The sequence below is a fragment of the Pantoea sp. paga genome (assembly GCF_007558755.1).
GTDB lineage: Bacteria > Pseudomonadota > Gammaproteobacteria > Enterobacterales > Enterobacteriaceae > Pantoea > Pantoea agglomerans.
This window is the reverse complement of the sequence record NZ_VLTF01000005.1, coordinates 276,019-288,299: the sequence shown is the minus strand read 5'-3', so window position 1 is coordinate 288,299 and position 12,281 is coordinate 276,019. Positions and strand designations below refer to the sequence as shown.

The window sequence follows — 12,281 nt, the reverse complement described above, 5'->3', positions numbered from 1 at the left end:
CGCTCGGCAAGCAGAGCGCGTCTTATTAACACTTCCTGCCCGAGCAACTGCTCTTGCCTCTCCTGAACCACCTATTCCGACGCCCTGCTTTTGCCCTCTTTCAATATTCCAACGGCTTCCAACAGCAGTACAGCCTGTACGGTAAAAGTATATTCATCGATAGCGGGGGCCGGGCTAACCGCTGATCATGACGCGCGGCAATTAAGCGGCTCCTTTAAGCAGCTTAGCGTTAATATCCCTATCCAGCGCTAAATGCTGATGCACCATAGCCGGTGGATAACACTTTATTTTCCTACCTTTTAGTTATGCCATCATGCATCACAAACGCTTTTCTGCCCTTATCCACCATAAAGAACGCTCCGCTGCCTCCCCACCTTTACGGTTTACATTTACCTGCATTTGTTATGTGATCCTGTTACGTGAATTCCTCGAGTTGTCTCGCAAAACAGGATCCTGCATGCGCTTTTACCAGGCCGATCCCCGCCTTGAAAACTACTGGCGCGGCGTTATCCTTTTTGGCAAAAATGTCGCCTCCTATAAATTTGCCCTTGCCCATGCGCTCTACGACCTGAAACAGCCAGACAACGACCTGATTACGCTGGAAGCGCTGGCCGTGCCTTTTGTGCGGCATTTATGCGCCCACCTGCGCCATGCACCAAAGCAGATCACCAGCAAAAGCAGCGAGTTTCTGGAGGCATGCAGACAATTCAACGCAGGCGAAATCAGCGAAGAGCAGTTAATTGCTATTACCGTTAAGCGCGGGTTCGCTAACGTCATCGATGCTTTTCATAATGTGAATCACGCCGAGATCGACAAACGCTTTTTCCTGGATGAACGGCGAAGCCATAAAGGCATTCGGCTAACGGATAACTTTTATCAGCTGACGGAAAACGAACAGTTCGCCAGTCTGAAAGCGGAAACGGATGCCAGATGGCGGCTGGTAGAAGAAGCCTGGGCGATGAACGTTTCACGTAACCTGATTGCGGTTGATTATGACGATAATGACAAGATGCTTTTCAGTCGTCAGAGCGGTCGCCGCGTCACCATTACCAGCTGCCGCAGCAGCCTGAACGGCTACCAGAAAGGCCGGTGCTTTTATTGCTTCCGTGCCATTGGCGTGACGGGTGGCGAAGAGAACCTGGCGGATGTCGATCACTTTCTGCCGCTGATGCTCAGCGAGCAAATCGGCAACCTCAACGGCGTCTGGAATCTGGTGCTGGCCTGCCAGACCTGTAATCGCGGCGCCCAGGGTAAATTTGCACGCATTCCCTCAATAACACTTTTGCAGCGACTGCATGATCGAAACGAATACTTTATTAACAGTCATCTGCCACTGCGGGAGACGTTAATCCGCCAGACCGGCGGAACGCCGATGCTGCGGCACAGCTTCCTGCAAAACAGCTGGGATACGGCAAAATTTGCTCTGCTCCACGAATGGCAGCCAGCGGCACAAGGGGACAGCCTGTTTTGAACAACGAAGATTATTACCGGCAGAACGCTCAGCGGTTTTTTACCGATACGGCAAGCGTGGATATGTCTGCGCTTTACCCGCCTTTTATTGACTGCCTGCCGCCGGGCGCTCGCATTCTTGATGCAGGCTGTGGTTCAGGTCGTGACGTTAAAGCCTTCAGCGAAAGGGGTTTTATCGTCGAAGCGTTTGATGCCTCGGCGGAGCTGGTTGCGCTGGCCCGCCAGTTATCCGGAAAGCCTGTAATGCAGATGCGCTTTCAGGATGTAGATGCGGTTGAAAGATATGACGGTATCTGGTGCTGCGCCTCGCTGCTGCATGTTTCCGAAGCTGAACTACCCGGCGTCATGACAAAACTGGCCATGGCGCTGAAGCCTGGCGGCGTAGGGTATCTCTCTTTTAAACATGGCCACGGCGAACGGGAAAAGGACGGACGCAGATTTACAGATATGGATGTGGCTGGCTTACAGAAACTGGTAGATGGGGTTAATACACTCGGCGGTGACATTCTGGCTACAAATAAAATGGGGATAAAAAGAGAGGCTGACTCTGAGGGCATAATGAGGAACAGGTTCGCTATTGAAACAGAAAAAACCTGGCAGACCGGTGATGTACGTGCGGGACGCGGCGACGAAGTCTGGCTGAATGCGATTATCAGGAAAAAATAACGCAAAAAGAGCCAACCTCTTGGTTGGCCCCTTCTTGCATCTTGCATGCTCAGCATCGGGCATCAGCGGTGCCCGTTAGCGCCTGTTGTTGTCAGGATAAGCGCCTCAATGCGAGTGGTCGTGCAGTTTATTTCCGACCTTATCCTTAACTTCGCTGGCTTTCTCACTCACCTTCTCAGTCAGGCTCTCTTTGTGGTCACGGTTATGTGCACCTGGTGACTGCGTGCCTGCGGCGGCGGTCGCAGGTTTTACCCCTGCGGTTGTACCCGGCAGTTCGCGCTCCAGGCCACCTCGTGCATGGTCGATATCCACTTCCTGACGACGCACCGTGTCGTTAATGGTCTCGGTACGATCGCTGCCGTCGGTACGCACCACTACTTCTTCTTTCACGTGGGTCGTTTTGTTGATCACCGGCTGCTCATGGGTCTCAGCAACCTCGACGGTTTTCTCGGACCAGTCCACTTCCCCAGCCAGCGCGGGTTCATTCACCGAACGGCGGAAGATGTCAGCGTGCTGCTCATGCAGCGAAATATTTTCAGATACGGCATCGGTCACGGTATAGCGGCGAACACGAGTCGAGCCTTCACTAACCAGACGTTTACCCACTTCCACCTGCTCTTCGGCCAGACGCAGAATGTCAGCTTCGCTCTCATCACCGGTCAGTGAGGTGCGTCGTGGTTCAACCTGGCGGTCATTGGTCTCACCGGCAAACTGCTTGCCTGCCGTCGTCGGGTTGATGCCCGGCGCGGTGGTGCCATTCTCAACCGAACTTTGCATACGTGACGGAACGTCCACCGAGTCATGAGAATGGAGAATGGTCATGGCGCGAGCCAGCTTCTCTTCCTCGGTGCGGATGGTCAGCACTACGCCGCCCTTGTCCATCGCTCTGGTGTAAACATCGGCCTGCTCTTTATCAACGGAGTGACCAAACAGACGCTGCCAGATGCTCGGATGGCGGATAGAGTGTCCTTCCTCCTGCAAACGTTCTCCACTGATAAGACTGATGTCCCGATCAGAAAAGCCTGCTTTCACGAGATTTCTTTTCGCGGCCTCTGCCTGATTTGCAGAATCGAACAGTGTTACGATTTTTTCATGTGCCATGATAGGTTCCTCTCTGTTAGCTAATTTGATCGTCATCTCTTTCAACGTTCACCTGCTGCTCACGTCGGGTCACCACCTCCTGAAAAGGAACATTTTCCTGCACTTTTCGGATGTGGATCTCCTCTTTAAGCACCAGCTTTCTGACGATTTGGATTTCTTCCTCTACTACCGGGACAATCAGTACACCGTTCTCTTCCCTGATTTCGGGCATCGTTTCAACGGGTTGCGCTTTCGCTACATGCTCAACCTCAACCTTCTCCCGGTTAAGCAGTGTACTGATGACCTCGTCATGCTCAGTTGTGGAACGGGTAACACGGACATGTCCATCCACAATCTTTTGCTTCGTCAGGGCTATTTGCTCTTCAGCGAGTTTAAGCGTGACCTCTGCATTATTATTGTGCTCTGGCTGCCCAGCCATAATATCGCTCCCGTTAAATTAAATATCTGCCACAACTGCCTGACACAGTGATTAAGCATGAACACTCTGGCTGATTTCGCAAGCCGGAATAATAAAAAACTCCGCTAACTCAATTTAATTACGGCACAGAAAATCGCATCAAAAACCAGCGGAACGGCTTAAATAGCCGCTACGCTAAAAATAAAAATTAACCAAAATACATGCAGTTATATAAATTTAATTCCTCAGGTAAATATTACCAAGCCAGACGCAAGCGCTTAGAAAACACGCTATAAGCAAAGCGGTAACTTTAATTTAAACCAGGACAATTCCTGATAAACATGGTGAGGATATTAAATAATGTTTCAGCGGGATGTGCTTATTACTGACTCCGGAAGACTACCTCATAGAATAATAACACCCACAAGCATCTGAATATTTTATTGCTCCTGTTACAGAAGATTCCCAAAGTGCTATTTAAGACGCTTTTTATAAAAGGAAGTCAGGAACTTTCTGCCCGTCAGCCTTTCTTAGGAAAACTGAATAAGCACATACCGAGGTTGAAATGAAGCAAGCACAACGCAGTGCGTGGGGATGGGGACTGGCGGCACTTCTGGTCGCAGGCAGTGCATCAGCGGCAAGCTGGCAGGATCAGCTGAGCAGTGCAGCATCGCAGCTCAGCCAGCAGAACAACGGCAGCACCACCGGCACCACGCAGCAGAATGGCGGCATGTCGCTTTCTACCATTACCAGCATGCTGGGTGGCGGCGATAAAGCGGTCAGTGCCAACAGCATGACCAACGCCGCGGGTGTGATGCAGTACTGCGTCGAACACAACGTGGTGAAAAACAATGTGCAGTCGGTCAAAGACCAGGTGCTGAGCAAGCTCGGTCTGAACACCACCACCGCGCAGGAACAGAAAACCGATTACACCCAGGGCGTGGCTGGTCTGCTGAATACCGGTAACGGCCAGCAGTTGAATCTGCAAAGCCTGAGCAACTCGCCGATGGGTGAGAAGCTGAAAACCAAAGCCTGTGACGTGGTGCTGAAGCAGGGCAAAAACTTTATCTCCTGATCTCCTTCCCTTCTCTCTCCCCTCTCTGCTCTGAGGGGAGCGTTAAACGCCCCCATGCTGTGATGCCTGACATTCCCTTAACCTGGGGTTGAGCGCTATAGTGTTGTTTTGATTTCTACAGGACAGCACGCATGAAAGGCATCAACATCGCACTTTACTTCGACCCCGATCAGATTCAGGCCTGCGTTCACGAACAGGACGACAGCTATGTCACCAAAAAATTCGAGTATGACGATGGCGTGATTGAAGAGATCTACCAGTGGCTGGAGCAGTACGAACCTAAACGTACCCACATCTGCGTGATTGAAAACGAAACTGCCGAGCTGCTGGCCGATGAGCTGGTCGACAGCGGCTTTCGCGTCCATCAGGTCACCATGCATCAGCTGCTGAGCTGGTTCGCCACCGAGCCGCCTTCCACGCCAGATGGCACGCCGATGCGCGCTATGCTGCGTTTCCTGGAAGATGAACATCCGCGTGAATATGAGTCGCGCACGCCGCAGACCGAAGCGCTGATGGAGATGTTCGACGAGCTGGACGCGCTGGAGATGGTGGATGACGCCGACGACGAAGACGCGCTGCCAGGCGATCTGCTGCGCGCCATGAAGAAGCACAAAATCACCGCCAGCGCCGCGGCCCAGCGTCTGCTGCCGGACATCAACGAGCGTATCCGCGAACATCTGATGCAGTATCCCGAACTGATGACGCCTGAAATCCTGCAGGACTTCTTCCCGGAACTGCTTGAGGCGCTGGAGCGTCCGAAGCACTAATCACCACGGAAAAGGCAATTTGTCATGCTGGAGTTAATTAAAGCAGTCAGTCTGGGGCTGGTGGTGATCCTGCCGCTCGCCAATCCACTCACCACCGTGGCGCTGTTCCTGGGGCTGGCGGGTGAGATGAACTTCCAGGAGCGCAACCGACAGGCGCGCCAGGCTTCTATCTATGTCTTCGCCATTATGATGGTGGCGTGGTACGCGGGCAGCGCGGTGCTGAATACCTTCGGCATCTCCATTCCTGGCCTGCGCATGGCGGGCGGCCTGATCGTTGCTTTTATCGGTTTTCGGATGCTGTTCCCGGCTAAACCTGCGGGCCATTCTGTCGAAGCAAAGCAGAAACTGGATGAGCTGGATGGGGCCAAAGAGCCGGTAAATATCGCCTTTGTGCCGCTGGCGATGCCAAGCACGGCCGGGCCAGGAACTATTGCGATGATCATCTCCTCTGCCTCGACGGTAAGAAGCGGTGTCGATTTTCCGGCCTGGGTGGTAAGCGTCGCGCCGGTGCTGACCTTCCTGCTGGTGAGCCTGATTCTGTGGATTTCACTGCGCAGTTCGGGTGCCATCATGAAGCTGGTGGGTAAAAGCGGCATTGAGGCGATATCGCGCCTGATGGGATTTTTACTGGTCTGTATGGGCGTGCAGTTTATCATTAACGGCGTGCTGGAAGTGGTGCGCACCTTTCACTAATCCGGAATTTCCCCTCTCCGAACGGGCAGAGGGGAAAGCTCCATTACTTCAGCGTTTTACGCACTTCAGCAACCTGATCTTTGCTCACCGCTGGCGCGGTGTTGCTCCAGCCCTGGCGAATAAAGGTCGCCAGCTGCGCCACTTCTTCATCACTCAGACGCTGACCAAAGCCTGGCATCGCCAGTTTCGACGGGGCCTTAGCGGTGGAAGGCTGCTGTGCGCCGGCCAGGATGGTGTGGATCAATCCGGTTGGATCTTTGGCATTGACGATCGTCGCCTGATCCAGTTCCGGGAAGATCCCCGGGGCGCCTTTGCCGGTCACGAAGTGACAGGCACCGCAGTTATCCAGATAGAGACGCTCGCCTTCGCTCAGGTTCTTCGCGGCAGTGAGTTTCGCTTCCGTTGCCTGCTGCGCCTGCACGTTGTACGCCTGCAATGGCGGGTTGCCGCCCAGGAACTTCAGGTAGGCCGCGATGGCTTTCAGATCGGCGTCGGTCATGTGTGAGCTGCTGTGCTCAATCACCGAGGTCATCTCGCCGCCCACCGCCGCTTTATCGTTACGGCCGGTCTGCAGGTAGTCCACCACTTCCTGCTCGCTCCAGCGCGGCAGGCCACGCAGTGACGGCACATCCCAGTTATTCAGGCTGCCGCCTGCCAGGAATTTATCGTCACCGCTATCCAGCGCTTTCTCGTTCATGCCCAGACCGCGCGGCGTATGGCAGCTGCCGCAGTGACCCAGACTCTCCACGATATAGGCACCGCGGTTGACCTCTGCTGACGCACCACCGATCGGCTGGAACGGCTTATCCGAGGCGAACGCCCAGTTCCAGAAACGCATGCCCCAGCGCTGGCTGAACGGGAAGCTCAGATCGGTTTCCGGCGGCTGTTCTGCGCTTGGCTGCACGCCTTTCATGAAGTAGACGTAAAGCGCGTGGATGTCGGCATCACTGATTTTGGCGTAATCAGGATAAGGCATCGCCGGATAGAGATGCGAACCGTCCGGTAATACCCCTTTGCGCACCGCGTCCGAGAACTGCTGCTCGCTGTAGTTGCCAATACCGTGCTGCTTATCGGGCGTGATGTTGGTGGAGAAGATAGTGCCAAGGTTCGACTCAATCGCCAGCCCGCCGGAATAGTCAGGCTTGCCAGGCAGTGAGTGGCACGCCATGCAGTCGCCCAGCCGCGAGAGATATTCGCCCTGCTTAATCAGTTGCGCTTCATCTTCGGCGTGAACCGGCAGCGCAAATCCGCTGGCTAACAGCACCGCGTTGGCAAAGATAAAAGATTTCAGTTTCAGCTTATTCATGCGCTTATGCCTGTACCAGTGGGCCGGGATTTTTCAGATACTGATCTTTGATCGCCTGTGCCGCCATCAGGGTGATCGCACCGATGGTATCGGTCGGGTTCGCCTGGAAGTTCTGCGGGAAAGCGTTGCCGCCCGGCACAAAGACGTTATGCACGTCCCAGCTCTGCAGATACTTATTCAGCGCCGAGGTTTTCGGGTTATCGCCCATTACGGCACCGCCCACGTTGTGGGTAGAGACATATTTGGTCAGATCGAAATCCGCGCCCATTGGCAGGAAGCTCATGCTCATGCTGTCAGGGTTCAGCTCTTTCGCGATATTGCCGACGATGCCTTTCAGGTGCTGCTGCAGCTTCAGCTCATTCTCTTTCCAGTTGAAGGTCATGCGCAGCAGTGGCAGGCCACGGTGATCGTTGTAGTTCGGATCGAGATCCAGATAGATATCGCGGTAAGACTGACAGGTGGTGGTAATACTGATCTTCATCGAATGACCGTACCACTCCTCCAGACCTTCCTTGTATCCCATGCCCCAGGTCGGCGTGCCTTTTGGCAGCGCGGTGCTGATCGGCGTACCGGTCGCCTGTGAGCTGTGGATCTTCGCGCCGCCGAGGAAGCCGAGTGATGGGCCGTCGAAGTTGCCTGGCGAGATATCGTTAAACATCTGGCCGGTCGCGCCCGCCGTGGCGTACGGATTGAAGTTTTTATCTTTGAAGAACAGCGTTGCGCCGCCGTTGGACAGGAACGCGTAGTTACGCCCTACCACACCCTCTTCGGTAATCGGGTTGTAAGGCTTGCCGATGCCGGAGAGCAGCATCAGACGCACGTTGTAGAGCTGGAAGCTGCTCAGCACCACGATTTTCGCTGGCTGGAAGCACTCGTTGCCCTGTGCATCGATGTAGATCACGCCTTTCGCGGTTTTCTTATCATCGTTCAGCACGACCTTGATCACTTCCGCATTCACTTCATAGGAGAAGTTCGGCATACGCTTCAGTGAATCCATTACGGCGGTCTGCGGCGACGCTTTGGAGTAGTTCAGGCAGGGATATTTACTGCAGTAGCCGCAGTAGTTGCACGGCGCGATCTGGTTGCCGTACGGATTTTTCCACGCACGCGACACGCAGGCCGACGGGTTCGGGAACGGATGGTAACCGAGTTTGGTCGCCACCTCTTTGAACATCACGTTGTTCAGTGTGTCATCCAGCGCAGGCAGCGGATAAGGCTCAGAACGCGGGCCTTCAAACGGATCGCCGCCTTCCAGAATTTTGCCGCGCAGGTTGCCGGTGTTGCCCGACTGGCCGCAAATCAGTTCGAATTTGTAGTAGTAAGGCTCGATCTCTTCCCAGCTGAACGGGAAGTCCATCACCCGCATATCATCCTGCAGAATGCCCGGCTTGTAAGCCTTATCGACATAGGTCTTCAGTTTGATATCGGTTGGTGTCGGACGGATCAGTACTGCGGTCCAGTGCAGGCCGGAACCGCCTACGCCGGTGCCCGGTGCAAACGCACCCCATTTACGGGTTGGCAATGCCGTCTGGCTGCTGTTGTAACGGACGGTGACCGCCACTTCGGCGGGGGTGGCAAACACTTTATTGCGCACCGCATAGGCGTATTCATCCGCCGGTTTCGGGTAGGCGAACTCGTCATAATCGCGATCGCCGCCGCGCTCAAGGGCGCGCACGTCCAGACCTGCCAGTGCCAGCTCGATGCTCATCAGCGAGCCTGCCCAGCCGAGGCCGCAGACCACGACGTCGACTTCTTTTTTAGTAACCTGTGCCATGATAATCCTGTTTCAAATACCTGATGTGGACGCGCCCTACGCGCGTTCGCCCTTCACACTGACCGGACCCAGCGGATAAGGAACGTTGTGCTGTTTCACCCATTCGGTGAAGCTGGCACGCGCGCCGGGGAAGCCGATGGCGATCCAGGCTTTCATGCCTTTATTACCGCCGTACATCGGGTCAGCAAGGTAGCCATGCTTGGTATCGGAAAGCAGCTGGCTGAAGAAATGCGCAGGCTTAAGATCGGCTTCGCCCAGTGCAGCAAAGTCGATCTCGTTTTTGTTTACCTGGGTCAGTACCGCATCTTTCTCTTCCAGAGTCAGTGCATGAAACGCTTTCTGATGGGTGTTCTGCGACCACTGATTAATCAGCCGGATACCGGTCTGATACATCTGCTGTGGACGGAACGGGATCTGGTAACCCATGGTTGCGGGCGCCTGCGTATTGAACGGCCCCTGCATGTAGATTTCGCTGCCAAACGCTTCGCTGTGCAGCTGCTGATCGATAAAGATCGGCACGTTAGTTTCCAGCGCGCCAGGCGCTTTACCTTTGCCGCCTGCCGGAATCAAACGGTCAGTGGCGGCCAGGATAAACTGCCACTCATCGGCACTAAAAAAGATCGGTTTGTAATCGGCTAACTCCGGTGCGGCCATCTCTGCCGCCTGTGCCGCAGTAATGCCTTTGAAGACCAGTTCACTTAATGGCAACGCCAGCAGTGAACCGAGCAAAAATTTACGCCTGGTGGTGGGTTTTTCTAAAAGCATATCCGCACGACTCTCATCTGCTAAATACCCGCTTTATTTGTTATGAAGCTGAAAGGCTGCGTGCAGGCGGAAAACTCCCCGCAGAGATTAACGCACGCGGCACAGACGACGGCAGAACAGACAAGGGCAGGTAGAATTATGGTTCGGTGACTAACGGAACTTATCGGTTAATAACCTGGCAATCTTAGGGATATAGATATGTCTGAATGTAAAAATTGAATTTAAGATGTGTCTTAGTGAAAGTTTATCATGGTGTTGCGAAAGGGTTGCAGAGAGGTAAAAGATTTACAGCGCGGAAATCGGGGGTAAAACCGCATAAACATCGGGTATTTAACAATTTTAACGCAGGAATGAGGGTTATTATTTTCGCTCTGTCATCATCACGCCAAATAACCGATAAAAAAATATCATACTTCCATACAAGAGAATCATTCTCATCGTTAACACTATAGTGACTTTGATAGTCATACAATCAGACTGTGCGCAATTTGTGATCGGCTGAGTAAAACCGGCTTTATTCCGCCCGCTGTAAATGACAATGAAATAATGACTGACCGTCATTATCTTATTTTGTCTCTTTGCCTGAATGACAACGCTAATAATTGTGCAAAGCTCATAAGAAACCCGCATTTGGAGATTATCCGGCGCCCGATAGAGTAGAGCTATCAACGACTCAGGATAACCCTCCATGCGAAAAACACTCTTGTCCCTGTTTACGGCTCTGGCACTGGTTCACCCGGCACACGCCGCCACGCCTGCCGACACGCTGGTGATTGCCGTTCCGCTTGATGGCATCATCAGTTTCGACCCGGCGGAAAGTTTTGAGACCGTCAGCAACAGTAGCCAGCGCAATATCTATCAGACACTGCTGGAGCCGGATCATCAGAATCCGCAGCAGCTCTCACCGCTGGCTGCCACGCGCTGGCAGGCAGGCAAAACACCTCACAGCCTGGTGTTTGATCTTAATCCGCAGGCCCGCTTCGCCAGTGGTCATCCCGTGACCGCACAGGATGTGGTCTTCTCATTAACCCGCGCGGTAAAACTCAATAAAGCGCCCTCTTTTATTCTGGGTGAATTTGGCTGGACGCCAGAAAACATCGATCAGCAGTTCACGGTGATCAACGACCACCAGCTTGAACTGCGCTGGCCAGCGGAGATCGGCAGCGATCTGGCGTTGCGCCTGCTGACCGCGCCGGTCTCCTCCATCGTCGACAGCAAACTGGCACAAGAGCACGCCAGCAACAACGATTACGGCAATAGCTGGCTGAAGGTGCACTCCGCCGGCAGCGCCGCCTATGCCATCAAACAGTTTGTGCCGCTGCAGGCGCTGGTGCTGGAAGCCAATCCCCACAGCAGCCAGAAGCCGCATCTGAAGCGGGTATTGCTGAAAGGTGTGGCCGATCCGGGCAGCCGCCGTCTGCTGATCCAGCAGGGTGATGTGGATGTCGCCTATCAGCTCGGTCCGGATCAGATTACCGCGCTGAAGAACACCGCCAATGTGCGTATTGATGCCTTCCCGTCCAGCCTGGTTTATTACATCGGCTTTAACACCCAAAGCCCGCAGCAACCGGCGCTGGGGAATCCGGCGCTGTGGCAGGCGGCACGCTGGCTGGTTGACTATGACAGCCTGGCGAACCAGCTGCTGAAAGGTCAGTACCGCATTCATCAGAGCTTCCTTCCGGACGGCTTCGATGGTGCGCTGAACACGACACCGTTCCATTACGATCTGAAAAAGGCGCAGGCGATTCTGCAAAAAGGCGGCATCAAACCTGGCACCCATATCGCGCTGACGGTGGTGAACCAGCCGCCTTACATTGATGTGGCGCAGGCGCTGCAGGCCAGCTTTGCCAAAGCGGATGTGCAGCTTGATATCCAGCCGGTGGCGGAATCGGAGCTGTGGAGCAAAATGCGCAGCCGGGACTTCCAGGCCATCTTTACTTACTGGGGCGCGGACTACATCGATCCCAATACCAATGCCAGCACCTTTGCCTATAACGTACCGGGCGGCGGCAAAACCCTGGCGTGGCGCGTCGGCTGGACGATTCCGGAGCTGAGTGCACAGACCCGTGCCGCCGCCGGAGAGAGCGATGCGGTGAAACGTCGCAACCTCTACACCGGGCTGCAAACCCGCATCCAGCAGGATTCGCCGTTTATCATGCTGTTACAGGGCGCAACCCAGGTGGCGGTGCGCAGCAACCTCAGTCACCTGCAGCAGGGCATCGGGGTCAGCCTGCTCAATTTTGAAGAGGTGCAGAAGTAAACCACTG

At 54.3% G+C, this 12,281-nt stretch carries 11 protein-coding genes; 6 read left to right on the top strand and 5 right to left on the bottom strand.

Features of this window, described 5'->3' with window-relative positions; genetic code table 11:
• The first annotated feature begins 457 nt into the window (after positions 1-457).
• Positions 458-1,471: an HNH endonuclease domain-containing protein gene (locus FOV68_RS15880; RefSeq protein WP_143991187.1), complete on the top strand. Its 1,014-nt coding sequence runs from the start codon at positions 458-460 to the stop codon at positions 1,469-1,471.
• Positions 1,468-2,136: a bifunctional 2-polyprenyl-6-hydroxyphenol methylase/3-demethylubiquinol 3-O-methyltransferase UbiG gene (locus tag FOV68_RS15875; RefSeq protein WP_143991186.1), complete on the top strand. Its 669-nt coding sequence runs from the start codon at positions 1,468-1,470 to the stop codon at positions 2,134-2,136. Before FOV68_RS15880 ends, FOV68_RS15875 begins: the two co-directional genes overlap by 4 nt.
• A gap of 105 nt (positions 2,137-2,241) precedes the next feature.
• On the opposite strand, the gene FOV68_RS15870 is transcribed toward FOV68_RS15875, so the two are convergent.
• Together FOV68_RS15870 and FOV68_RS15865 are read right to left on the bottom strand one after the other, a co-directional pair.
• Positions 2,242-3,237 (bottom strand): YsnF/AvaK domain-containing protein, encoded by a 996-nt coding sequence (locus FOV68_RS15870; RefSeq protein ID WP_143991185.1) that lies wholly within the window; start codon positions 3,235-3,237, stop codon positions 2,242-2,244.
• A gap of 16 nt (positions 3,238-3,253) precedes the next feature.
• On the bottom strand, positions 3,254-3,655 hold the full coding sequence (locus tag FOV68_RS15865; RefSeq protein ID WP_010251609.1) for a DUF2382 domain-containing protein: 402 nt from the start codon (positions 3,653-3,655) through the stop codon (positions 3,254-3,256).
• A 544-nt stretch (positions 3,656-4,199) separates the two neighbouring features.
• Between FOV68_RS15865 and FOV68_RS15860 the strand changes: the two genes are divergently transcribed.
• The 3 genes from FOV68_RS15860 to FOV68_RS15850 all read left to right on the top strand — a co-directional run bounded on the left by FOV68_RS15860 (position 4,200) and on the right by FOV68_RS15850 (position 6,169).
• Entirely contained in the window at positions 4,200-4,709 is a 510-nt protein-coding gene (locus tag FOV68_RS15860; protein WP_010251612.1) for a DUF2501 domain-containing protein, read from the top strand.
• A 131-nt stretch (positions 4,710-4,840) separates the two neighbouring features.
• The gene (locus FOV68_RS15855) at positions 4,841-5,476 is read left to right on the top strand and encodes a hypothetical protein (RefSeq protein ID WP_010251615.1); all 636 of its coding nucleotides are present in this window, start codon (positions 4,841-4,843) and stop codon (positions 5,474-5,476) included.
• 24 nt (positions 5,477-5,500) lie between these two features.
• Positions 5,501-6,169: a MarC family NAAT transporter gene (locus FOV68_RS15850; RefSeq protein ID WP_031592605.1), complete on the top strand. Its 669-nt coding sequence runs from the start codon at positions 5,501-5,503 to the stop codon at positions 6,167-6,169.
• Between the two features lie 43 nt (positions 6,170-6,212).
• Here FOV68_RS15850 and FOV68_RS15845 read toward each other — a convergent pair whose 3' ends face one another.
• The 3 genes from FOV68_RS15845 to FOV68_RS15835 are packed head-to-tail and all read right to left on the bottom strand — an operon-like array spanning position 6,213 to position 10,014.
• Positions 6,213-7,475: a cytochrome c gene (locus FOV68_RS15845; protein WP_033769526.1), complete on the bottom strand. Its 1,263-nt coding sequence runs from the start codon at positions 7,473-7,475 to the stop codon at positions 6,213-6,215.
• A gap of 4 nt (positions 7,476-7,479) precedes the next feature.
• Positions 7,480-9,249 carry a GMC family oxidoreductase gene (locus FOV68_RS15840; protein WP_143991184.1) on the bottom strand — a complete coding sequence of 590 codons (1,770 nt, stop codon included), beginning with the start codon at positions 9,247-9,249 and terminating at the stop codon, positions 7,480-7,482.
• Positions 9,250-9,285: 36 nt separating this feature from the next.
• Complete coding sequence (locus FOV68_RS15835) at positions 9,286-10,014, bottom strand: gluconate 2-dehydrogenase subunit 3 family protein (RefSeq protein ID WP_010251628.1); 729 nt, start codon at positions 10,012-10,014, stop codon at positions 9,286-9,288.
• 688 nt (positions 10,015-10,702) lie between these two features.
• Between FOV68_RS15835 and FOV68_RS15830 the strand changes: the two genes are divergently transcribed.
• Positions 10,703-12,274: an ABC transporter substrate-binding protein gene (locus tag FOV68_RS15830; RefSeq protein ID WP_143991183.1), complete on the top strand. Its 1,572-nt coding sequence runs from the start codon at positions 10,703-10,705 to the stop codon at positions 12,272-12,274.
• Positions 12,275-12,281 lie beyond the last annotated feature (7 nt).